11 protein-coding genes are annotated in these 24,805 nt (G+C 57.0%); 6 read left to right on the plus strand and 5 right to left on the minus strand.

The features are described from left to right. Positions 1-27: 27 nt before the first annotated feature. The 5 genes from ACO079_RS02865 to ACO079_RS02885 form a co-directional block, all read right to left on the minus strand. Complete coding sequence (locus ACO079_RS02865) at positions 28-11,874, minus strand: Ig-like domain-containing protein (RefSeq protein WP_421791604.1); 11,847 nt, start codon at positions 11,872-11,874, stop codon at positions 28-30. Between the two features lie 258 nt (positions 11,875-12,132). Further along, a complete protein-coding gene (locus tag ACO079_RS02870; RefSeq protein WP_421791606.1) occupies positions 12,133-12,555 on the minus strand; it encodes a DUF2147 domain-containing protein in 423 nt (140 codons plus the stop codon). A 144-nt stretch (positions 12,556-12,699) separates the two neighbouring features. Further along, on the minus strand, positions 12,700-14,838 hold the full coding sequence (locus ACO079_RS02875; RefSeq protein WP_421791607.1) for a reprolysin-like metallopeptidase: 2,139 nt from the start codon (positions 14,836-14,838) through the stop codon (positions 12,700-12,702). Between the two features lie 171 nt (positions 14,839-15,009). Then, positions 15,010-17,223: a hypothetical protein gene (locus tag ACO079_RS02880; RefSeq protein WP_421791609.1), complete on the minus strand. Its 2,214-nt coding sequence runs from the start codon at positions 17,221-17,223 to the stop codon at positions 15,010-15,012. 79 nt (positions 17,224-17,302) lie between these two features. Then, entirely contained in the window at positions 17,303-18,832 is a 1,530-nt protein-coding gene (locus ACO079_RS02885) for an FAD-binding domain-containing protein (RefSeq protein WP_421791610.1), read from the minus strand. Between the two features lie 102 nt (positions 18,833-18,934). Between ACO079_RS02885 and ACO079_RS02890 the strand changes: the two genes are divergently transcribed. The 6 genes from ACO079_RS02890 to ACO079_RS02915 are packed head-to-tail and all read left to right on the plus strand — an operon-like array spanning position 18,935 to position 24,804. Next, on the plus strand, positions 18,935-19,780 hold the full coding sequence (locus tag ACO079_RS02890; protein WP_421791612.1) for a tryptophan 2,3-dioxygenase: 846 nt from the start codon (positions 18,935-18,937) through the stop codon (positions 19,778-19,780). 3 nt (positions 19,781-19,783) lie between these two features. Beyond that, on the plus strand, positions 19,784-20,413 hold the full coding sequence (kynB, locus tag ACO079_RS02895) for an arylformamidase (protein WP_421791614.1): 630 nt from the start codon (positions 19,784-19,786) through the stop codon (positions 20,411-20,413). A 1-nt stretch (position 20,414) separates the two neighbouring features. Then, positions 20,415-21,656 carry a kynureninase gene (gene kynU, locus ACO079_RS02900; RefSeq protein WP_421791615.1) on the plus strand — a complete coding sequence of 414 codons (1,242 nt, stop codon included), beginning with the start codon at positions 20,415-20,417 and terminating at the stop codon, positions 21,654-21,656. Continuing rightward, on the plus strand, positions 21,653-23,725 hold the full coding sequence (locus ACO079_RS02905) for a 3-hydroxyacyl-CoA dehydrogenase NAD-binding domain-containing protein (protein ID WP_421791617.1): 2,073 nt from the start codon (positions 21,653-21,655) through the stop codon (positions 23,723-23,725). The genes kynU and ACO079_RS02905 overlap by 4 nt, the downstream gene beginning before the upstream one ends. After that, positions 23,726-24,487 (plus strand): SDR family NAD(P)-dependent oxidoreductase, encoded by a 762-nt coding sequence (locus ACO079_RS02910; protein WP_421791619.1) that lies wholly within the window; start codon positions 23,726-23,728, stop codon positions 24,485-24,487. A gap of 50 nt (positions 24,488-24,537) precedes the next feature. Then, entirely contained in the window at positions 24,538-24,804 is a 267-nt protein-coding gene (locus ACO079_RS02915) for an Lrp/AsnC ligand binding domain-containing protein (RefSeq protein WP_421791621.1), read from the plus strand. The last annotated feature ends 1 nt before the right edge of the window (position 24,805 follow it).

Consider the following 24,805-nt stretch of genomic DNA (forward strand, 5'->3'; position numbering starts at 1 on the left):
TTCAGGCGGCGATAGACCGAAATCCGCTTAGTCCACCGTCAATCGCCACCCTCTGGCTTCATTCGCAATCAGGATCGCGGCAGCGTCATTCTCATTTGCTGGCAGGTCAATGACCGCATGGTAACTTCCCGCTTCGGAACAGCCCGACAAGGTCATTTCGGTAATCGCTCCCGCCAGACCCGACGGGGACGCATAAACAGCACAGCCCGCAACCAGGCCCCTCACCTCGCCATTCTCGCCGATATGAAGGGTGCTGCCATATAGGCCGGCGGCCTGGGGCCAACTGACCAAGGATTCAGAGCGCTGATCGCGCACGCCCCAGAAAGCGCCGGTCTCATCCGCCCATTCCTGACCTGCGCGGATAGTCCCGTCAGGCCGCCACGTTCCCGCAAGAGTTCCTGAGCTGAACTCGCCGGTCCGCGTACGCCAGTCAACGAGCGCATTTCCGAGAGTTATCCTGCGAATTTGATTGTCGTTGGCCACCAGCGCAACACCGCCAGAACCCACGAACAAATCCGTCCGCGCAAGTCCGGGCCAGATGCCATCAGGCTGACGCATCAACACACTCCAGCGGCCTTGCAAGGCACTCGCCTCGGGAGCAGCAACATCCGTGGACGGTGCCGGTGACGTTACGGCGGCGCTGGTAGAGGACCGCAACGCTCCGTTGGCATCACGGAAGCGAAGGAAAACGCGTGCATTGGCAGGGTCGAACGCAATGCCGCCCGTACTCTGATCGCGGACAAACACCGCAAAGAAATAACCCACATTGGGATCAAAAATCACAGTCGCGCTCGCCCCACGCGGGGTCAGGCATTGCGCAGTGACCTGATCAATCTGACAAACCTCGAGCTGAAGCGGCAGGCTGGCCGCGCCTGTATCTGCGGTCACGGTGATAGTGGCCTGCCCGGCTGCCGCAGATCCATCCCCGGCCCCGATATTGATCGATGAGGCTGACATCGCGCCGACGCCCCCGGGATTGGCAATCCGGATAACACCATCCCCAGACGCCGTCGCACTGGCCGAAACGATATCCGGTTGTGGTTGGGCAGAGATGTTCAAAAGCAGGGAGCTCACGCCGACAATCGGGTCGAGGCTGGCATTCTGACAATCAATGACCGGCAGGAACTCATAGCCACTGGTTGGGGTCACGGCGGTAGGCGTCAATGACAGCACGAAGCTGAGCGCGCCTCCTTCGGGAAGATCGAACAGCGGATCAATCGGTCCGGTCGGCATGTTGGCACCATCGAGCGCTTGGTAGCTGATGGTTGCCGGAGCGCCATCCGGTGCCGCCAGTGCACAACTTTGCGCTGGAGACGTCGATTGGCTGATCACCGTAAGGAAAGCCGTCAGTGGGCTCCCGCCAACCACACCAGAGCGGGCACCGGGTAGAATGGACGCCACAATCCGACCATCGGGTGGGCTATCCAGCGTGAATCGGGCCGTCACAGATTGATTGGTCGTCATCGTCACGACACAAACCGGATCGGTCGAACCAGTGCAAGGTCCCGCCGTCCAACTCGCAAAACTGGAGTCGTTTTCCGGATCCGCGGTCAACGTCACTGAAGCCCCTAATGCATAGGTTTCGGAACAATCCCCACCACAATCAATGCCAACCGGATTGCTCGAAACCTCTCCCCGGCCCACGCCGGTCAGGCTCACCGTCAAGGTACGGCTTTCATCATTGGTGATCGTGAACTCGCTCGCCGCGGAACTTGGATTGCCAACGAAATCAGTGACTGCATCAGCTGCCATGTTGACCGTCACAGGCCCGTTTGTTGACGGCGTGATGGTGACGCCAAATTGATATTCGAGCGTCACCGATGCCGGGGAGTCTATGCCCTCCATCGCCAGAGGCGCAGGATTAGGCCGAACGACCAAATTCGAGGCCACCCCATTTGTGACCGCAAGGTCATCCAATGTGAACGTGCTGGCATCGATATACTCGTCAAAATCAATTTCCAGCACGAATGCACCGGACGCCGGTGACGCCTGATCTGACGAGAATGACGGTACCGGACCGGTGTGATCCAGATAGAAATAATTTGCATTGGTTCCGGTGGGCGTTGTGTCGGTCAAGGCATTGCCCGCTTTATCGGTGACGTTCTGATTTCCACTGAAGGTCAGGGATACAAGACCGGTAAGATCTTCAAGATCACCTCCTCCGATTGTCACGGTGAACTCATTGTTCGAAACCGCCATCGCCGCATAGGGGTTACGCTCCTGCACGCTCACGGGAGCACTCAGCGCCTGCATGAGCGGACTGACACTTGTGACCGTGGCGGTCGAACCCGTGACCGCAAAATCACCAGCATCAACATTTACAACGTCCTCGCTGAAACGCACCGACCAGTTAAGGCTATCTTCGCGGGTTGGAGACAACAGCGTCGGAGCCGCCCGGACGATGCGGGAAACCCGCGGTGCGGTCGTTTCACGCGCTACCGTAAAGCTGGCCTCAGCCGAGTTGGCGTTAAGCGCCACATCCCGGAAACTTCCAGCCGCCAGCGCAACGATAACATCTCCATCGCTTTCAGGCGTAATTTCAACCGTATAGCGGCGCTCATAGGTCACCGATGACGGGGAGTCCAAATCTGCCAACGGCGCATCGGTGGCAACGGCAAGATTGGCCGCTGTGCCATTCGTCACCGTTATATCATCGAGGTCGATGGATTCCACGAATTCCGAGAATTCGATATTTACCGTAAACGCCGCATTGATCGGCCCGTCAGGGCCCGTAATCGAGGCTGTGGGCGAAATGTGATCCAGGAAGAAGGACCGGTTATTTGTTCCGGTCGAACTTGTATCGGTCAAAGCATTACCTGCCAGGTCAGCGATATCCTGACCCACGGCAAAGTCGAGCGTCACCGTTCCGTTCAAATTATCCAGATCACCACCGGAAACAGTTACGGTGTAGTTCCGGGCGTCCGAAGCGGTCACATTTGTGACGGTTGCAGTTGTGCCATCTACCGCAAAATCTGCGGCATCCACGTTTTGAACCGGTTCACCGAACTGGATGGTCCAGTTCAACGTGTCCGAAGCGGTGGGTGAAAGAAAGGGCTCACCTCGCGCAAAGCGGGTCACGCGTGGCGCTGTCCCATCGGCAGTGATCGAGAAGTTGGCCGCTGCGGTATTGGGATTCAGAGCCACATCCCGGAAGCTGCCGCTCGCCAGTGAAATTGCGACTTCACCATCCCCATCGGGCGTCACATCCGCAGTGAAACGCCGCTCATAGGTCACGGACATCGGCGCATCTATTCCTGGCGGAAGGGCCGTATCGGCGGCCACAAAATTGGCGATCGACCCATTCGTAACCGTCAGATCCCCCGCTGTAATGGCCTCCACAAACTCAGAGAATTCGATTGAAATAGCGAAAACACCGCTCACCGGGCCGTCGGGTCCGGATATCGTGGCCGTCGGGGCAATGTGATCGAGGAAGAAGGAGCGGTTGTTCGTCCCCGTCGAGCTCGTATCGGTCAGCGCGTTGCCAGCAAGATCTTGAATATCCTGACCAGCAGCGAAATCCAGCGTGACCGTTCCGTTGAGATTATCCAGATCTCCTCCGGATATCGTCACGGTGAAGTTCCGAGCATCGCTGGCCACTAATCCGGTAACGGTTGCGGTTGTGCCGCTGATCGCGAAATCGCCCGCATCGACATTCTGGACATCTTCGTTGAAGCGGATTTCCCAGCTAAGTGCATCTGCCGCAGTGGGCGACAGGAAAGGCGACCCCCTTGTGAAACGGGCCACGCGGGGCGCTTCGGCATCATTCAGGACATCAAAGGTTTCATCCGTCACCGGCTCTCCGGCCGCCAGCGGATTCCCGGCCGCATCCGTGATGTTCTGACCCGCCGCCAGGTTCAGACCCACAACGCCATTGAGGTTCGCCAGATCGCCGCCTGATAGTGTGAGTGTATAGGCCGCCCCTGCCCCGGCAAGTACGCCGGTCGCCGTTGTGCCGGTGATCTCGAAATCCTCAGCGGACACATTCGCCACGGATTCAGAGAAGGTAATCGCAAACACCAGCGTATCGGCATCGGTTTGTTCTGTTGCCGGTGTGCTTCGTGCAAATGCAGTGAGCGTCGGAGAAACGGTGTCCTTGATGACGACATCCACGACCGGATCGCCGGCATTCCCCAGGGCGTCGGTCAGCGTCACGGTGGCCGTGATTGTGCCATCCGCCAAACCGGAGGCATCGGCGCTAGGCAAAGTGCCCCCCTCGGTTGCAGCAACACCATTACCCGCCAGGGGCGTTCCGCCACCGCTGGACGACAGCGTGTATTCATAGGCTGAACCGATTTCGAAGCCACCAAAGGTGATCGAGACGGCACCGACATTGGCTATATTGATCGGATCCTGATCAATCTCGAATGTGTAGCCGGTGGGACCGGTTTGATCATTTGTCACCTGGAATTGCGCGGCCGCAGAGCTGGCATTCCCCACGACATCGTTCACGGCGCCAGCGGCAACATTGACCGTGACATCGCCATCGCCGGCAGGCGTGATCGTTGCTGTAAAACTGTTTCCGTCGAGCTGCGGCGCATCAATGCCAGGCGGAAGCGTGCTGACATCCTGGATATTGGATGCGGCTCCATTGCCGACAACAATATCGCCGAGCTCGAACCCGGTGATATCTTCGGAGAAGTTGAAAGTCGCGGTAAACGCGCCCGCGATCGGTCCGGCAGGCCCGGCAATCGTGACAACCGGCCCGGCATTGTCCAGGACGACGGTTCTCTGATCCGTGCCTGAATTCATAAGGTTCGTCAGCGGATTTCCGACGAGATCAGAGAGATCAGAACCTGCCGCCAGGCTCAGCGTCACGGCACCATTGAATGTCGACAGATCGCCGCCCGAGGCCGTAACAGTCACGCTGGAGGCCGACGGAATTGTAAGATTTGTTATCGTTGCTGTTGTGCCGGAGAGGGCAAAGTCATCTGCCGAGGCGTTCGCCATGTCCTCGTTGAAAGAGACCGTCCACGTCAACGTATCGGAGGCTGTCGGCGATCCTCCGGCGGTATCAAGCACCACATTGGTAGTAATAGGCGCAGAAGTATCGCGCTGATAAGTGTCGGTTGTCCCCGTCGCGTCTTCATTGACCAGCGCGTTTCCAGCAGTGTCTTCTATCGACACGTTTCCGGATTGCGTGATCCCCATCTCAATCGTGCCGGCGGCATTTTGAAGCGTGTAGGTGATGTCATAGACGTTTGAACTGACCTGCGACACGTTTGTGATCGTTCCGCCGCCGCCCTGCCGGATCTCCCAGTCATTGACGTCGACATTGGTCACGCCTTCACTGAAAGTCGCGCGGAAGACGACCTGTGCCGTTGCCGAACCAATCGACTCGTTGGCTGGCGACTGCCTGACGATAGAGGTGAGCGTCGGCGCTTCGCGGTCGAAGGCGACGACCAGCTGATTACTGGCCGTGTTTTCCAGCTCCGCAGCATCTTCTACACCACCAGCCGGTAAATCAATCGTGACATTCCCCGCCGCACCAGAAGTCGGGCGAATTTCCATCGTGAAATTCTGTGGGCCGCCGGCAAGATTGTTGGTACTGCCATTGACCACAACAAAATCGCCTTCACTGAGGCCGGTTACGTCCTCGGCGAAATCAATATTGATGTCGAAACTATTGCCAGTTACCGGTTCGGTGGCACTGGTCGATAGTACGACCACAGGAGGCGTGGTGTCGAAGCTACCCTGGTATTGCGTCGCCGCCTGGTTTGGATTGCCGCCCGCATCTGTGGCCACGCCCGCCGGAATGTCGACTGTGAAATTGCCATCCGCTACCCGGTTTACCGTCACGAAGTAGAAGCGCGCATTATTCGCCCGGAAACCAGACAGAGTCGCGCCGGAAACAACGATGTCGTCCAGCGTAAAGCCGGTCACGTCCTCCGAGAAAGCAATCGTCAATTCAGGATCAGTGGTAAAGGGGCTACCTGCGCCTGCTTTAAACAGATTGATCGACGGTGCCGTATTATCGAGCGTGTAGGTCAACTCGGCACCCGCCGGGATCGTGCGATCCATGACATTTCCATAGTCATCGCTGAAGTCAGTATTCGCCAGGCCGAGCGTGACATCACCATTCAGATCCGCAATGCCATTTCCCGGGCTGCCACCCGAGACGGTCACATCCAGCCCGATAGAAAAGCGGGAGACATTCGTCACAGAGGCATCCGTGCCTGTGACGGTGAAGGCATTCGCTGGGAGAGTGAAGGTCCCGTCGATCTGTGCGAAGGTCAGTCGCCAGGTCAGGCTGTCGGCATTGGTAGTGCTATCCGTCGGCGTCAATCGCGTGATGGACGCCAGAGCTGGCGCCTGGTTACGGACATCATAGGTCTGATCCGTACCCGGCTCGCCTGCGGGCAGAGCGTTGCCAGCTGCATCCGTGATGGTCGGCGCCGCAGCCAGGTCGAGACCGACAACGCCTGTAAAGCTGGCGAGGTCGCCACCAGAAATCGTAACCTCATACGCAAACGAGGTCGGGCTGCTGGCAATACCGACGGGTCCGCCATCGTCAGGCGCGCCGGCACTCTCGGAGACGTCAGTGATGGTTGCGGTCGTGGTTCCATTCACGGTGAAATCAGCCGCATCAACATTGGTGACCGCCTCGTTGAAATTCACAATGAAAGTCAGACTATCGGCATTGGTCTGCTCGCCGAACGGCGTCAGACGTTCGAAGGCCAAGAGCTGCGGAGCCGTGTTGTCGATTGTTACAGTGCGATTATCGGCTCCACCGCCCACTGGCGCGAGAGAGGCGAGCGGATTGCCCACTCCGTCGACGATAACCGATGCGCCTGTAAGACCGAGTGAGACATCGCCATTCAGCCCTGCGAGGTCGCCGCCGGAAACCGTAATGTCCACAATGTTGTCGATCGTATTCACCAGAACCGGGCCAGCTGTTGTTCCGTTGACTGTAAAGCTTCCGGCACTGGCGCCAGATACATTTTCGGAGAACGTAATTCGCCAGTTTAAAATATCCTGACTGGTGACAGAATCAGCCACAACCGACACGACAGTGGGCGCCGTCAGATCCACATTGAACCGGTTGTTATTGTTCACCCCCGTAAACGCCGGTGCAAAACCGTTCAAACCATTGCCATTGCCCAGCGTGTCGATGACATCAGTATTAGCCCGTAGGTTCAGCGCAGCGGTCCCTGGGAGGCCATCTGTCGACACCAGATCAACAAGCACGCGCGCACTTGCACTGGGCGCCGTATAATTCTCGATCCGTGCATTGGATGCCGTGATATTGGCCGAAGTCACGATTTCAAAGTCATCGACGCTCAAATTGCTGACGCTGTCAAAGAAAGACAGTGACCAGGTCGCGGTCGGTGTCGCGATGGACGGAGCCGTCAGCGGAAAGAAAATGTCGACACCCGGCGGCGTATTGTCCATGGCGTAGACAAAATTGTTCGTGCCGCTTTGAACCGTCAAATCTGTCAGCGCGTTGCCCGCAAGATCTGCAATATTCTGACCGGCTGCAAAGCCGAGCGACAAAAAGCTGTTGAACGTTGGAACATCGCCGCCGGACACGGTCACATCAACAGTGGTGCCCGTTATATTTCCAACCGACACGGTTCCGGTTGTATTCGGAACAGTGAAGTCATCCGCTGTGACATTTGCCACCGCCTCGTTGAACGTCACGCGCCAGGTCAAACTGTCCGCATTGGTTGGCGAGCTGGCCGGATTCTGGAAATCGATGGATGTGATCTGAGGCGCGGTATTATCAATTGTGTAGGTCGGCTCGTTCGGGGCGAATACCGAAACCAGATTGGTCAAGGCGTTGCCCGCCGGATCGGTCAGATCATGCGCTGGATTGATACTAAGCGTGATGTCACCATTCAGATTCGCCAGATTGCCGCCGCTTGCTGTTACATTGAATTCTGATGGATTTCCGGGCGTGCGGGGCTCAACTGTCAACCCTGCCGTCGTGCCGGTGATCTGGAAGTCCGCTTCCGACAAATTTTGCATGGCGGAGTCGAAAACGATCAGCCAGCTGACGGAATCAAGCGCGGTGCGTTCCGGATCATTGCGCTGCAGACCCGTGATCAATGGGGCAGAATTATCTACCTCGAACGTGTTGTCATTCGTGCCGGTTGGCGCCGTGTTCGTCAGGGCGTTGCCTGCGAGATCCTGTATGTCCTGTCCGCCGGCAATCGACAGGGTGACAGTGCCATTTAAATCGGCGAAATCACCTCCGGAAACCGTCAAATCGAACACCGTTGCCGAAACCGGATTAAGCACGCCGCTGCCGGTAGTCCCGGTGATAGAAAAATCCGCTGACCCGACATTTGTGACATCTTCGTCAAACGTGACGCGCCACGTCACGCTGTCGGCATTCGTGGGGGTGGCTGTCGGCGATTGCCGCTGGATAGATACTATGCGCGGCGCGACGGCATCATTCGACACGCTGTAGGTCTCATCAGTCCCGGGCTCCCCCGCCCCAAGGGCATTTCCGACCGTATCGGTGATGTCCTGACCGGCAGCGAGATCAAGCCCGACCGTACCATTCAGATTAGCGAGGTCACCACCAGTTAAAGTCAGCGTATAGGCCGCATTTGAGCCCTCCAGGACGCCAGTTGCGGTCGTCCCCGTAACATCGAAATCATTGGCTGATACGTTCGCAACATTTTCACTGAAGGTAATGTTGAACACCAGCCTATCTGCATCGGTGTTTTCGGTCGCTGGATTATTCCGCGCAAACGCGGTCAGGGTTGGGTTAACCGTATCTACCGTCACCGTGTCATTGCCGCTGGCGCCCGCATTGCCTGCCAAGTCTGTATAGCTGGCCGCGTTTACCGTCACCGAGCCCTGCGTGGTCGAGCTGTCGTCAGCAGTAAAGGTCGCCGTCCAGCTGTCGGCATCGACATTGGTGAAGGCCGAAATCGAACCGCCAGCAACCGTCAAATCGCCGGCCACAAAACCGCTCACCGGTTCGGAGAACTCAAAAGTCACATTCGAGGCATTGTCAGCGTCGCTCAAGGACGCATCGACGATATTAACCGTGACGGTTGGGTTTACGGTATCTACCGTCACCGTGTCATTGCCGCTGGCGCCCGCATTGCCTGCCAAGTCTGTATAACTGGCCGCGTTTACGGTCACCGAGCCCTGTACGGTCGAGTTGTCGTCAGCAGTAAAAGTCGCCGTCCAGCTGTCGGCATCGACATTGGTGAAGGCCGAAATCGAACCGCCAGCAACCGTCAAATCGCCGGCCACAAAACCGCTCACCGGTTCGGAGAACTCAAAAGTCACGTTCGAGGCATTGTCAGCGTCGCTCAAGGACGCATCGACGATATTAACCGTGACGGTTGGGTTTACGGTATCTACCGTCACCGTGTCATTGCCGCTGGCGCCCGCATTGCCTGCCAAGTCTGTATAGCTGGCCGCGTTTACGGTCACCGAGCCCTGTACGGTCGAGTTATCGTCAGCGGTAAAGGTCGCCGTCCAGCTATCGGCATCGACATTGGTGAAGGCCGAAATCGAACCGCCAGCAACCGTCAAATCGCCGGCCACAAAACCGCTCACCGGTTCGGAGAACTCAAAAGTCACATTCGAGGCATTGTCAGCGTCGCTCAAGGACGCATCGACGATATTAACCGCGACGGTTGGCGCAACGCCATCAACAGAAAACACACTGACGCCGTCATCACGCCATGCGCCGGTAAACAGATAGGTTGTACCATTAGCGGTGCCTGAGGTGAGCGCATGCGCGTTATCGAGTAGCCTAGTCGTGTCGTCAGCGATGTTGGCGAAATGGGTGAGCGTTCCGTTCGCGGCGACACTGAACAGCGTAATGCCGTCTTCGCTTTCTCCCGTCACCGCCAGATAGGTCGTCCCGCCACTGGAAAAAGCATGCACCGCGCTGCTTCCACTCATCAGGCGGGACGCATTATCGCTTTCATTATCAACATTACTCAGGCTGCCATTGGCCGCCACAGAAAAAACAGAGACGCCATGATCATCGCTCCCTGCAGCAAAAAGGTATGTCGTTCCGCCTATTTCAGCGATGGCTGTGCTGATGTCGCCCTCTAGCTCGAGTGAGCCGCCATCGGTCGTGTTCGCCACATTGGTAAGCGTGCCATTTGCGGCAACCGAAAAGACGCTGATCCCGCCGCCGGAACCAAAGCCATCCGTTCCACCGCCGACGAAGAGATAGGTTGTGCCGTCGACGACTGCCGTAGAAACAGATGTTGGCTGGTCAAAACTCGTCGTGTTGTCGTCAGCAAAGTTGAAGACATTCGTCAGCGTGCCGTTGGCTGCAATCGAAAACACGCTGACACCCTCATCCCGGTGTCCGGCCACAAACAGTAGATCCGTTCCACCGATATTGGCGATCGCAAGGCTTCGCGCCTCTTGGAGATTCATTGTGCCGTCATCAGCAACATTAAAGACGTTTGTCAGCGCACCATTTACTGCGACTGAAAAAACGCTGACCCCATCATCTAGGTAACCGGCCGCAAACAGGAAATCCGCACCTCCGACATTGGCTGTCGCAACCGACCGGACGCCGTTAATTTCAAGCGTCGCGTCATCAACGGCATTGGCAACCTGGGCCAGACTGCCGTCTGCTGCAATCGAAAGAACAGAAACGGCATCGTCATTGTTGGCGGCTGTGAAAAGGTAGTCATTTCCGCCAACTTCAGCCACGGCCAGATCGTAAACCTGATCGAGTGTAATATTGGAGTTGTCTTTCAGAGTTTGAATGTTCGTCAGTATGCCATTTGCCGCTGCTGAAAAGCCCGAAATGCCGTTATCCGAATTTCCCGTGACGTACACGAAGGGCGAGCCATCTATCAGTCCAGCTGCCACACCGGCGGCACCATTAAGGGCAATGGAGTCGGTATCGGGCACATTGGACACATTCGTCAGCGTCCCGTTGGCCGCCATAGAAAAAATACTGACGCCGTCATCAATCGCGCCGGTTGCATAGAGGAAGGTCGTGCCACCGATTTCGACAAACGAAACCTCTCGGGCGCCATTCAATTCCAAAAACCCGTTATCATTGATATTCTGGACGTTGGTCAGGGTCCCATTCGCCGCCACCGAAAAAACACTCAACCCGTCGTCATTATTACCCGCGACGACAACGAAGGTCGTTCCACCAACCTCGACTGTATTGAGTTCCCAGGGAGCATCGAGTTCCAAACTACCGCTATCTGCGACGTTGTCGGTGTTGGTCAGGGTCCCGTTAGCACCAATGGAGAACACGCTCACGCCATCGTCAAACACGCCGCTTACGAAGGCATAATCAACGCCGCCTACTTCCGCAGTTGCGACACCCCAGGCTCCATCTAGCTCAAGCGAACCGGCATCATTGACATTCTCTACATTCGTCAGCGTCCCGTTGGCCGCCACGGAAAAGACGCTGACGCCGTCATCGAGCGCACTGACACCCAGCAGATATGTTGTCCCACCAACGTCGGCGACTGCAAGGTCGGTTAGAAGGTTGATATTTGTGATTCCGTTATCGGAAACCGACGTGACGAAACTCAACGTTCCATCGTTGGCGATGGAAAAAACATTGATGGCAGCAGACACGCGGGCCGCAACGAAGAGGTATGTTGTTCCACCAACATTCGCCGATTCCAGTGCATAGGGCTGTTCCAAAACTGCGGAATCGGCCCCGGTTATCTCATCAACAGGAGTCAGCATCCCATTGGCCGCGATCGAAAAGGCCATGACGCCATGATCGACCGACGAAACCGCATATAAAAAGTCATTACCCCCAACAGTAACGAGAATCGGATCATCGCTGCCGCCAAACAAATCGTCGCGAAGGTTGTCGGCGTTATTGATGCCCGTTTGAGCATCAGAATGCGGGGCCAAGGCAAATGCAGCAATGACAATGAGTGCGACTGCAGAACGATACAAGAATGACATGCTTGGCCCCCTTACGCCCTGACACGTGATCAGAAGGCCAGGAACAGCCAAGCACTCCTGCACGCATCTGGCTGGCAAGTTCATGCCAACCCAAACTCCCGGTCCCCTGCGCTGCGTTCACAGCTCAGCTTTTTCGGGTAGAGGCATAAAGTCACGGTTCGATATAGCCGCGCAATCGCACAAAAGGGTGAGTACTGGAGGTTCGGCGAGTGCTGCGCTAACGAAATTTAACGGCCAAGGCTTTGACGTGTAACGGGGTTACGGATCTAGATTTGTCCAGATCTGGGTCTGGCAAATCGGGCCAACGCATCCTTTCACTTCCAGCTCTCCAGTCTCGAGACGCCGGATGCGCGCGCCATAGGACTGGTCTGCCGAAGGGCTATAGATTGTACCCCCACGCCAGTCGCGGCGCGCTTCCCGCAAACCCTGCAAAATCACCATGCCGAGCACGGGCTCGCCGGTCGACGGTGCCGTCACTTCTTCGGGCGGCAGGCCGCTTTCGATGGAGGTCGGGTCAATCCAGACGACCGCCCCGCAAGGCGTTCCATCCCCGCAATCGGAAATCTCGACATGCGAGTTACCATCCTCAACCGCAAAAAGGCCGAAGACATTATGCGGGTCCGCCAAGGCCGTAGCGGGCAGAAAAAGCATGGCGGCCATTGCAGGTAATTCCAGACGCATCACACACTCCCGGTGTCCCAATAATTACGGGTATCTCCTTGTCACCCGCCAATCAAGCAGATCATCGCCGATGCCGTTGCTGTAGAACGAAAGAAAAAGCCCGGCACAGGACCGGGCTTTTAAGTCAGACGTTGACAGTACGTTCTATTGCGTGCGGACCGCCACGCTCGTCGCGCCGACCGGCGCTCCGCCCGAGGCAAATCGGACGAAGACCCGGTTGCGGGCCGGGTCATTAGCGATCGCTGCGCCCGTTCCCCGCACGAATATCCCGAACGTTGCCGTGCCATTTGCTGGCACGGTCAGCGTTTTGGTATTCTCGCGGGCATTGGTGCAGGCACCGGTTCCCGGATCGGTCTGGCAAATCTCGATCTCGTTGACCGCCAGTGTCTGCGTGCCGGTATCGGCTGTAACCGTGACCGAGCCTGCAACGCCAACATTGGAAATTGCGACAGAAAACACGCCGACGAAATTACCCGTTGTCGGAACATTGACCCGTCCCGGATCTCCCGATGCTGCCAGCGCAACAATGTCCACGGGTGCTGCATCGCTCGCGCGGAAGGTCAGCGAATTCAAACCGAGATTATATTCCCCCGACCGGCGATTGTCGCAAAATGCCTCGATAAACAGGTTGGTTTCATCATTCACGGAAGGAAAGAAACCGGGCGTGCGGACATTATCGCTGAATGCATCTGCACTGGTGACCGAGAACACAAAGTTCTGCACACCGCCCGCAGGGATACTGACCGTGGTATTTGGCGTTCCGGTTAGAGCATTCGCCGCTGTTGTGGTTTGATAGGAGAACTGCGCTGCCGTGGCACCCGAAAGCCGCAATCCACAACCCGTCGCCGTAGAACCAGTGGCCCCGGGATTGATCATGGATGCAAAGGCTGTCGCAGTATTACCGGTCTGAACCGTTCGGGTTGTTGGCAACACCGATGACACGACACGCGGTGCAACCGCACGGAAGCCCGTGACATTGCGTCCTTCTTCCCGTGCGGCGCGCGCCACATCGGCCGGGTCGTTGGTCTGAGGCGCGTCAAACCCGTCCACGGGCGCCGACGCGGCAATTCCGCAGGCCGCCCCGCCCGGGCATAGCGTGATGCTCGGGTTCGAGAAGTAATTGACGGCTGTTTCGCTGGCTCCGGAGTCATAAGCCATGATGGTCCGGAACGAACCGTCAACGCGGTGCCCGTGGGCATAGGCACGAACACCGGATCCGACGCCTGAGGAATTCTCCACATTGTGCGCCATGCCCATATTGTGCCCGATCTCGTGAGCAAAAGTCCGGTCTGCACAAAGTGAGAAAGAACCGCTGGGCGTGTCTGTATCCCGGATCCAGTCGGCATTGACAGAATAGCCAGCCACGGCGCTTGAATTACCAATCACATCCGAGCTGCCGCCATTTAGCCAGGCCAGACCACAGCTGCTCTGCCCCGTTTGGGAACGCTGAACTATCGCAGCCAGATCGGCGCCAAATGTATCACGGGCGGTCCGCAAGGCGCTGAGGTCCTGCGTGACGGCTTGGCCCCCGCCGGTCAGATCAGATCCGGTGAGATTTACCAGCGTTTGGGATTGATCAGATGTTTCGGTCGTAATGCTGACCTGGCTGGAATGCACCAGTCGCGCGCGCATCCCGGTCTGGGAGTCGATCAAAGCCTGATCAAGGAACGCGACGAGATACTGCACCCGCCCACTGGTTGCGAGCCCCCAACGCGTCACAAAACTATCGGTGTAGAATAGCGCGATATCGATGATGTCATTCACATCGGCCGGGATCGTCTGAACGCCATCAAGCCCCTCTACGGGCGCATTTGAAGCGGCCAGTTCCCGAAGGATATTTACATCCGGGACCAGATAATCACCCGGCGTTTCGATAAAGTGATCATCCTCGGTGATTTGCAGGATTTCGTGCCGTCCATGCGATCCGGGATAGATATAGAACAATCCGTCAGGCGCGCGAATCTGCCCAAAGGTATAACCATTCGTCTGGGTAATCAGAATGCGATTGTGGATCGTGTGATCGGCAATCCGCCCGACCCAAATATTCGCGCCCATCGCCTGAACGTCCAGACGGTCAAGTTCAGCCTCGTATCCCGAGCCGAAATTAAGCGAAACACGCTCGCCCACATCCATGCGCATGATGTCTGGATTCAGGTTGTCAAAAATAACAAGGCCGCGGCCATTATCGGCTGCGACCTCATTAACACCTTCGAACATGTCGTCGGCGAATGCCGAAGCGGCTGTTATTGCGGCGAGCCCCACCGAAAACAGAAAATTTCTCATAATACTCCCCTGCGTAGAGAACTCCCTCGCCCGATCCTAGACCGCGATTCCCTGCGAGGCGAGTAAAAACTGGGTTCCAATGGGGATTAACAGGTATTCACTGCCCAAAATTAAGGATTGGGGCATGTTATGTTATAACAATATTGTACGCCTGACGATTGTTCGTCTTGATTACTGCGCCGTTGTGACGGCAACCGAGGTAACAGACACCAGATTATTATCTGGCGCTGGCGTTGTGGCTTGTAATGCAATCCGGTTAGTTGCCGGCGAAAACGCAATGTCCTGCCCCTGGCCCCGGATGAAGACATTGAACGTCGCCACCTCATTCTGGGACAAGGACCGTGTCACGCTAGCGTCCCGAGGCGTGACGCATTGAGCCGTGTTGGGGTTGGTGTAGCAAATTTCAACGGTCAGATTCTGATCACCGCGCACTTCCGGCGTAAACACGAGATCTCCGGCCACGCCTATATTGATCGCCGCAACCGCCATAACCGTCACGCCGGAATTCGAAGGCAAGCGGGCGACACCACCGCCAGCAGGCGTGGCGTTTGACATCACAATATCCGGGCCCGGTGTGGAGGATGCCGAGAGGCGGAACGTATTTACATCCAGGAATTGCGGCGCAGACCCGGAATTGTCGCACTCAAAACTGAAAGAGATGGCGTTAGAAGGGATTTCGCCGACCGGTTGGAAAATACCGAGGAAGCTCGCCGAGCCGCGCGCTGGAATATCCACCGGCTGGAAGTAATTTCCGATCCGCTCATTGGTCGCCGGATTGGTCTGGGCGAACGTCCAGTAGGCAAAGGGCCAACCATCCGGCTCGATCCGGCAATTCGTGCCATCGACATCAGAATTATTGATGATGGTTGCAAAGAAGGTCGCGGGTTCACCGACAGCCACCGCCCGCGCTTCCGGTAGCACCGCAGCGCGCAAGCTGACATCCTCGACCCGATCCGGATTTTCGTAATCTACTCGGAACAGGCTTGGACGTGTGACCTGATAACGCCAGGTATTCGTGCCAGGTGCAGCCCCGTCGGGATTAACTGTTCCAGCAAATGTCAGCGGCAAATCGCCAGATCCCTGCGCGGGAAATCCAGTCAAAAGCGTAATGGTTCCGCTGGAGCTGTTACCGTTTAGTATGAAGCTGTACTCGCCATCCAGTTCCGGGCCGGCAAGAACAATGTTGTTCGACGATCTGTCGTTTGAATTGATGCCAATCCAGGAGCCACCCGGCGGGATCGGATAATTCAGCCGCTCGGCATCATAATCGATCATCTCATCGGGGGCATAAACCGTGTAATCAAACATTACGCATTCCGTACACGTCGGACCCCAGCAATCCTCATTATTGACGTGTATGGCCGGTTGGAAGAAACCGTCCGGGCGCGCAGAGGCGGTTTGCTCCACGCTTTCAACGCTCAAGCGCGAGACACATTGAGGCGGATTGGTCTCGATCCGCAAGCCCGCAATCGTATTGGGCTCATAGCCGTTTTCGAGTAGAAAAGAGACACCATGATCGCCCGGCGTGATCGTGCCGGAAAAACTGTTGGCGCCGGGCTGGAAGGTCTCGGAAATATAGTGGCGTGAGGGATCTGTATCCTGCGTTTCCAGCCGCAGACGGTAATTGATTGGCATTTCGGATTGATTGGAAACCGCTCCATTGATGAAAAAATAGACGATCCCGTCCTCGGTCGTCAGATCGGGCCGGACAAAGGCTTTTTGGGTTGGCGCGACTTCATTGCTGAATCCGGGTGGCAATTGCCCGAGCAGCCGCCCTTCTCCATCGCGTACGATAAAACCCAACTCCCCATTCACATTGCCAGGCTGGAGGTTTTCCAGGATCAAAAGGAGCGACGTTCCGGCAGGTACGTTCGCCCGGTAAATATCCTGCTCACCCACAAACTGGATCGCACCAAAAGCATTGCTGCCATAGGCAATCTCTACCGACGTCGCGAATGTGTCGCCAGCATCGTCCTCGGTGATGTCGACGACCAGCGTATAGTCCCCGGTATTGTTCAGGAATTGGGCACCAACGACGATATAGAAATCACCCGTTGCCGGGGCCCGATCAAAAAATTCGACACCGTCGCCAGCCGTATTCGCCGTATCGGCCTGCCTTACCGTCGTACCATCCGGTGCCCGGAATTCGAGCTGCAAAAACTCAATGGGGGTCCCGTCCGTGGTATCGGGTTGAACCGAAACGGAGATCCAGTCGCCCTGTTCCATCGGCACGCGGAACCAGTCTTCATCGCCGCCCGAATCGATCTCGCTATTGATCGTGACATCGCCGTTGATCAGGCCATTGGTGCCAGTTCCATCACCGATGTCATCAGCATGGGCAAGGCCCGCAGCCAACAAGAATAGACCGGCAATCAAAAACCGCATGATCATCCTCGGTTCTGGCGATTTGGCACAACCCTAACGCAAAGGCGATGGACTGACCACATCAATCAGAGGTATCTGTTCAAAGATCAAAGGAAAGTTGGTTTGACTCCTGATTTTGAGCGCGTGATCGCTGGCCCCGCATGCGGATCCCGCTTTTGCGGCTGCCATGCTTGGTCTGAATGCTATTCGCATCCGCCTTGAAGGCCTCTGACCGGCGGATGCCATACACCTGATCCTTCGCTGCTTGAGCGGCCGTTTTCAGATCCACAATCGGGTGCGGATAGGTCTTGCCAAGCAGGCTTCCGGCTGCCTCCCAGATCCAGGGCGTCTGCAAATAAGCCATCGGAACCGCTTCCAGTTCTGGCACCCATTTGCGGGTGAAGCGGCCCAAGGGATCATGATCCTGCCCTTGCTTGACCGGATTGTATATCCGCACCGCATTGATACCTGTGGTACCCGATTGCATCTGTACTTGTGGCCAGTGAATGCCCGGCTCGTAATCGGTAAAACGGCGCGCCATTACGAGACCAGATTTCTGCCACGGCAGCCAGAGATGATAGCTGGCGAACGATTGCAGCATGGCGCGCATCCGGAAATTCATCCAACCCGTCGCCGTCAGACAGCGCATACACGCGTCAATAAAAGGAATGCCCGTTTCGCCAGCCTCATAGGCGTGTAACATTTCTTGATCGGGCGCGGCTGGTCGCAGCCCGTCATACCCTCGGTGCAGGTTTGCAAACTCGAAGCGGGGCTCGTCTTCCAGCTTCTGCATGAAGTGATCGCGCCAGTGCAGACGGCCAATGAAGGAATTCATCGCGCCTTTCCAACGGCCGGGATTGTTGGACTGCCGCACCTCGGCCTGTCGCTTCCAGCCGGCCTGAGCCGCTTCGCGCATCGAAAGCGTGCCCCAGGCGAGATGCGGCGAAAGCCGCGAACAATGATACGCGCCGGCTTCGGGGGCCGACATGGCCTTTTGATACGGCTCGCCGCGTTCGCTCAAAAACGAGGCCAGGGTTTGAAGCCCGGCCTTTCGCCCGCCTGTCTGCCTTGCCGGACAGGGATCGTCAGCCAACCCCAAAGACGCCGCATCCGGGATGGGGGCAGACTCCATATTGGATAATGCTGTCAGGTTTGGCACTGGAAGTTTCGGCTGCGCCATTTGCCGGTCCCATTTCGCCGCCCAGCCATTGCGGCTTTTCAGACGCCGGATCACCCCTGATTGACGCATCTCCCGCCATTCTACGCCTTGCACCGAGGCCCAGGCCGCGACGCGTTTATCGCGCTGATAGGTCCAGTCATTCCCGGTTTCCTCATGCGACCAAACCCGTCTGATTCCATACCCCTCACGCAAGCCGTCTAGTACATCGATTGCATCGCCCGTTCGGATGATCAGGCCCTGCCCGGCGGCTTGAAGCGCTTCATCTAGCTCCAGCAGCGACTCACGCACAAAATCCCATTGCCGTTTGGAACTATCCGGCAAGGACCAATACTCCGGTTCAACAATGTAAAGCGGCAGAACAGAGCCCGTTTCTGCGGCAGCAAAAAGCGCTGCGTGATCCTGTGCGCGCAGATCGCGCTTGAACCAGACGATTTCCGTGGGACGAGTCATAAAAAGCCATCTAGCGCCGCCTTTCTGCAAATCGAGCCCGCTTGCGCTTCCGGTTTGCGTTAACACTGGTTAGGTTCCGGCCACACCAATGAGGGAGCCCTCATGACGGATACAATCAGCACCTCTGTCGATCTGTCAGGCGAGGATGTGCACTGGTCGCCGGAAGGCGGCTTGTCTTATGGACGTTATTTGCGGCTGGAAGAAGTTCTGACTGCCCAGACGCCCCTGACGGATGAACATGACGAGATGATGTTCATCATCATTCATCAGGCTTCCGAGCTATGGATGAAGCTCTGCCTGCATGAACTGGACGCAGCGATCGATTGTTTGAAGCGCGGCGAATTCGGTCCCTCTTTCAAAATGCTGGCGCGGATGGCACGCATCCAGGAGCAGCTGACTCAATCCTGGTCGATCCTCGCCACCATGACCCCAGCTGACTATCTCCGCTTCCGCGACAAGCTGGGCCAAAGCTCCGGTTTCCAGAGCTATCAATACCGCATGCTGGAATATCGTCTGGGTAATAAAAACCCGGCGATGGCGCGCGTCCACGGCAAGACAAAAGCTGCCGATCAGGTCCGGAAGTATCTCGCGCTTCCAAGTATTTACGATGAAACCCTGATCCAGCTTTCAAAGGCCGGGTTTGACATTCCTTCAGACAAGGTCGAACGGGATTGGTCCGAGCCCTATGCGCAAAGTGAGGCCGTTGAAGCAGCGTGGCGGGCTGTTTATGCCGACCCGGAAAAGCACTGGGCGTTGTATGAACTTGCCGAGAAACTCGTCGATGTGGAACATCGCTTCCAGCAATGGCGGTTCAATCACATGAAGACGGTGGAGCGCATCATCGGTTACCGCCGCGGCACGGGCGGTACCGGCGGCGTCTCCTATCTCGTGAAAGCGCTGGAACTTCGCTTTTATCCCGAACTATGGACCGTCCGGACCAGCCTATAGCCTATGACCAAGCGTCTCATCGATATATCGCAAATCTTGCGGCCCGAGCTTCCGGTCTGGCCGGGAGATACCAACTTCTCACTCGAGCGGACCTGGCAGATTGATCCGGAATGCCCGGTGAATGTCTCCCGGCTCACCCTGTCGACGCACTCAGGCGCGCATGCCGATGCGCCCTTGCATTATGACCCAACAGGTGCGGACATCGCGGACGTCGACCCTGCCATTTATCTGGGACGCTGTTTTGTTTTCGATGTGACATCTGCAACAGAGCGCGTTGAGCCGACCCACTTTGATCTCTCAAAAGCCGATGGTGCCGAACGCGTGCTGTTCCGCACCTTCGACCGTTTTCCAACCGGGAATTGGGTTTCGGATTATGCCGCGATTGCTTGGGAAACAATCGAGTTACTCGCGTCATCGGGCGTTAAATTGGTCGGAATGGACGGCCCATCGCTGGATCCTGAAACCTCCAAGACTCTAGACGCCCACCATGCGGTCCGTCGCGCCGGCATGGCCATTTTGGAAGGCCTCGTGCTCGATAATGTGGAAGAAGGTGCATATGACCTGATCGCCCTGCCCCTGAAAATCGAAGGGGCCGATGCCTCGCCCGTGCGCGCTGTCCTGAGGGAGCTCTGACATGTCAGCCACCACATTAGAGCAGATCCGCAAACTGGACCGGGAAGACCGGCTTGCGAGATTCCGCGATCGTTTCGACATTCCCAAGGGGCTGATCTATCTGGACGGCAATTCGCTGGGCTGTCTGCCAAAGGCGGCAAAAACGCGCTTGGCAGACGTCGTCCAACGTGAGTGGGGACAGGATCTGATCCGGTCCTGGAACAGCAATGACTGGATCAACGCGCCGCGACGGATAGGTGGCAAGATTGCGGCCCTGGTCGGCGCCAGCGAAAAAGAATTGATCGTTGGGGATACGACATCTATCAATGTGTTCAAGTGCTTGAGCGCAAGTCTTCAACTAAATGAAGAGCGATCGGTATTATTGTCGGAAACCGGTAACTTCCCCACTGATGCTTACATGATGGAAGGGCTGGCCGCCATCGCGCCTGATCGCGTTGAGGCGAGGCTTGTTGATCCGGGTGACATCCTGTCAAACCTCGATGCGAGCGTCGCTGCCCTTCTCCTCACGCACACACATTACAAAACCGGTCGCGTTCAAGACATGAAGGGCGTTACCCAAGCAGCGCACAAGAAAGGTATTCCTGTCATTTGGGATCTCTCGCATTCCTGCGGGGCCATGCCGGTTGATCTGAATGGCTGTGATGCGGATTTTGCCGTGGGGTGCGGGTATAAATACCTGAATGGTGGCCCCGGCGCGCCGGCCTTTACTTTCGCCGCTGAACGCCATCAGGAAAAAGTCTTTCCGGCTCTTTCCGGTTGGTTAGGCCATAAGGCCCCCTTTGCGTTTGATGATTTCTATGAGCCCGCCCCCGGCATTGACCGCTTTCAATGCGGCACGCCGGGCATTCTGGGATGTGCGGCACTCGAAGTCGGCGTGGACTTGATGCTCGAAGCGGATATGGCCGACATTCGCGCCAAATCGTCAGCTCTCGGGAACTTGTTCTTAGAACTCGTTGAAGAGAAATGCGGCGCGTATGGCTTCCAACCCGCCTGCCCTGTTGAGGCAGACCAGCGCGGCAGCCAGGTCAGTTTTCATCACCCGGAAGGCTACGCCATCATGCAGGCATTGATCGCCCGCAATGTGATCGGCGACTTCCGCGCGCCCGATATTCTCCGCTTCGGATTTGCACCGCTCTACAACTCATATGAAAACGTCTGGAATGCGGTCAGCATTCTCGCTGACATCATGGAAAGCCGGGCCTGGGACGACGCCCAATTCAAGCAAAAGGCCGCCGTCACATGAGCGAAATCGTCACTACTGAACGCCGCGGTGATTGCCTGATTATCAAGGTCAACAACCCGCCGGTAAATGCGCTGGGCTTTGCCGTGCGGGAGGGCGTTGTGAAAGCCCTGGCTGATGTCGGCGACGCCAAGTCGGTTATCTTGCATTGCGAAGGCCGGACCTTCTTTGCAGGCGCTGACATCACCGAGTTCGGCAAGCCCATGCAATCACCCAACCTGCTCGACATGATTGAGGCATTGGAGGCCTGCCCGGCTCCGGTGATTGCGGCCATGCAAGGCACCTCGCTGGGCGGCGGGCTGGAAACCGCACTGGGCTGTGACTATCGCATCATCGATCGCAAAGGCCGGGTCGGCTATCCTGAGATCGAGCTGGGCATTTTCCCGGGCGCAGGCGGAACGCAGCGCTCCCCTCGTCTGATCGGCATTTCGGAAACGCTGAAAATGACACTGGATGGCAAACCCATCGGGGCTGCCAAAGCGGTTGAGATCGGCCTGTGCGACGAAGTCGCCGATGGCGACATTCTTGAAAACGCCTTCGCCTTTGCAGCGGCCGTCACGGATAAGCGCCGCGTGAAGGACTTGCCGGTTCCCGCTTGTGACAAATCAGAGCTGGATGGGGTTCTGGCCAGGGCCAACAAGACCCGCCGCGGACAGCTCGCCGTTGAAAAAGCGACAGAAGCGGTCCTGGCGGCCGCAGAACTTTCCTTCGAAGACGCGCTGAAGAAAGAGCGCGATCTGTTCATGGAATTGGTCGGCGGTTCCCAGGCCGCGGCCATGCGCCACCTCTTCTTTTCCGAGCGCTTGTCCGCAAAAGTCGATGGGCTTGCTGCGGCGCCGAAATCCCTCGGACTAATTGGCGTTGTGGGCGCCGGCACGATGGGGGGTGGTATCGCCATGGCGTTCGCAAATGCCGGATTCGCCGTTCGTCTGTTTGACGCCAATGCCGATGCCCTCAAGGCGGGCCGGGAGCGCATTGAGAACCTGTACAAGGCTTCTGCCGCTAAGGGCCGGATGAGCGAAGCCGAAGCTTTGGATCGTCTTGATCGCATTCAACCGGCTGATGACTGGTCCGCTTTCGCTGCTTGCGATCTCATCATCGAAGCCGTGTTTGAACGCATAGACGTGAAACGATCCGTGTTTACGGAACTGGATTCGGTCGCTCGGCCAGACGCCATCATCGCCACCAATACCTCTTATCTCGACATTGATGAAATTGCCGCTGGCACCAAGGACCCGACGCGTATTCTGGGCATGCACTTCTTCTCGCCTGCGAATGTCATGCGCCTGCTGGAAATTGTACGCGGCAAGGAAACATCTGACGAAGCGCTGGCAACCGCGCTGGATGCCGCCAAGCGGATTCGCAAGGTCCCGGTCGTATCCGGCGTATGTCATGGTTTCATCGGAAACCGCATGCTGAAAGGCTATGGCCGCGAGGCTGGCCTGTGCGTGATTGAGGGCGCTACCCCACAAGAAGTCGATAAAGCGCTTTATGAGTTCGGTATGCCGATGGGGCCCATGGCGATGGCCGATCTGGCGGGGCTGGATATCGGATATGACAACCGGCGGTCCCTGAAAGCGGGCGTAGATTACGAGCCGCTCGCCTCGGCCTTACACGACCGGCTGGTGGAAATGGACCGGAAGGGTCAGAAGAATGGTGCGGGAATTTATCGCTACGATAAAGGCAATCGCACGCCCCAGCCCGACCCGCTGGTCGATGATCTGATCGAAGACATCGCCAAGGAACACGGAATAGAGCGTCGGGCCATTTCATCAGACGAAATCGTCGAGCGCTGCATGCTCGGCCTGATCAATGAGGGCGCGGCCATTCTCGCCGAGGGCATAGCACAGCGCTCCAGCGATATCGATGTGGTTTACGCCAATGGCTATGGCTTCCCGCGCTATCGCGGCGGGCCGATGTTTTATGCTGACGAACTCGGCCTTGATCACGCGCTTGCGCGCATTGAGCATTATCAGAGCAAATACGGCTCCAAATGGTGGACGCCCGCACCTTTAATCGTCGAACTAGCGACATCGGGCGGCAAATTTTCGACCTGGAAAAGGGACAGCTGAATGACGCATCTGGATGGAAAAACCGCGGTCATTACGGGTGGCGGAACGGGTATTGGCCTCGCCATTGCCAAACGCCTTGCAGCCGATGGCGCAAATTGTGTGCTGATGGGACGTAATCTGGAACGTCTGGAAAAAGAGGCGGCCAAGATCGAGCGTGCAACGGCCATTCAGTGTGATGTCAGCGACCCGGCTTCGGTGGAAACCGCCTTCGCATCCGCCAAGGAAAACGGTCCAGTGATGGTTCTCGTCAATAATGCCGGCATTGCCTCGTCGGCGCCCTTCCATCGCCTGAGCGAAGAGGAATTCCTGCGCATTCAGAATGTAAATGTGACCGGTGTTTTCCGCTGCACCAAAGCCGTTACAAACGATATGCGCGAGGCTGATCATGGCCGGGTGATCAATATTTCCTCGATCGCGGGCCTGGGCGGAGGCCCCTACATCTCGCACTATTGCGCCTCAAAGCATGCCGTTATCGGGATGACCCGTGCCCTGGCAGCCGAATGGGCCAGGACTCAGACCACCGTGAATGCGATATGTCCAGGCTATGTCCGCACCGAAATGGCCGAGAGCGCCATCCGGACGATCATCGAGAAAACCGGCGCAACGCGGGAACAAGCCATCGCGGAACTTGCCAAAAGCAATCCGCAAGGGCGTCTGTTAGAGGTCGAGGAAGTCGCAGAAATCGCCGGCTGGCTCTGCCATCCCGACAGTCGCAGCATAAACGGCCAGGCCATCGCGCTGAATGGCGGTCAATCCATGTAGGCAGACGCCGGAAACCCGGCTAGAACATTCGGGTCCAGGAGGCTTCAGGCATGCGCCAGTTTTACGTTTTCATCAAATGCGAGCTCGGCAAAACCTATGATGTAGCCAGCGATATCGTCGACAAGATCGACGAGGCCCGCCACGTCCATTCCGTCTCCGGCGTTTATGACTTGCTGGCGCATTTCTCGGTTGATGCTGATGAAGATATCGGCCGTTTCGTAAACCAGCGTGTTCAGATCCTGCCGGGCATCAAAGATACGCAGACTATCCTTTGCTTTAACGCATTCACCCCGGATCGCGGCCTCGGCGACAGCTAAA

It is taken from the genome of Hyphobacterium sp. (genome assembly GCF_965228115.1).
Lineage (GTDB): Bacteria > Pseudomonadota > Alphaproteobacteria > Caulobacterales > Maricaulaceae > Hyphobacterium.

What these genes read in the sequence shown, in the direction of transcription:
- kynU (WP_421791615.1), top strand. Translation starts at nt 20,415, where the DNA reads ATGTCAGCCACCACATTAGAGCAGATCCGCAAACTGGACCGGGAAGAC.
- ACO079_RS02885 (WP_421791610.1), bottom strand. Translation starts at nt 18,832, where the DNA reads ATGACTCGTCCCACGGAAATCGTCTGGTTCAAGCGCGATCTGCGCGCA.
- ACO079_RS02915 (WP_421791621.1), top strand. Translation starts at nt 24,538, where the DNA reads ATGCGCCAGTTTTACGTTTTCATCAAATGCGAGCTCGGCAAAACCTAT.
- ACO079_RS02870 (WP_421791606.1), bottom strand. Translation starts at nt 12,555, where the DNA reads ATGCGTCTGGAATTACCTGCAATGGCCGCCATGCTTTTTCTGCCCGCT.
- ACO079_RS02880 (WP_421791609.1), bottom strand. Translation starts at nt 17,223, where the DNA reads ATGCGGTTTTTGATTGCCGGTCTATTCTTGTTGGCTGCGGGCCTTGCC.
- ACO079_RS02910 (WP_421791619.1), top strand. Translation starts at nt 23,726, where the DNA reads ATGACGCATCTGGATGGAAAAACCGCGGTCATTACGGGTGGCGGAACG.
- ACO079_RS02890 (WP_421791612.1), top strand. Translation starts at nt 18,935, where the DNA reads ATGACGGATACAATCAGCACCTCTGTCGATCTGTCAGGCGAGGATGTG.
- ACO079_RS02905 (WP_421791617.1), top strand. Translation starts at nt 21,653, where the DNA reads ATGAGCGAAATCGTCACTACTGAACGCCGCGGTGATTGCCTGATTATC.
- ACO079_RS02865 (WP_421791604.1), bottom strand. Translation starts at nt 11,874, where the DNA reads ATGTCATTCTTGTATCGTTCTGCAGTCGCACTCATTGTCATTGCTGCA.
- ACO079_RS02875 (WP_421791607.1), bottom strand. Translation starts at nt 14,838, where the DNA reads ATGAGAAATTTTCTGTTTTCGGTGGGGCTCGCCGCAATAACAGCCGCT.
- kynB (WP_421791614.1), top strand. Translation starts at nt 19,784, where the DNA reads ATGACCAAGCGTCTCATCGATATATCGCAAATCTTGCGGCCCGAGCTT.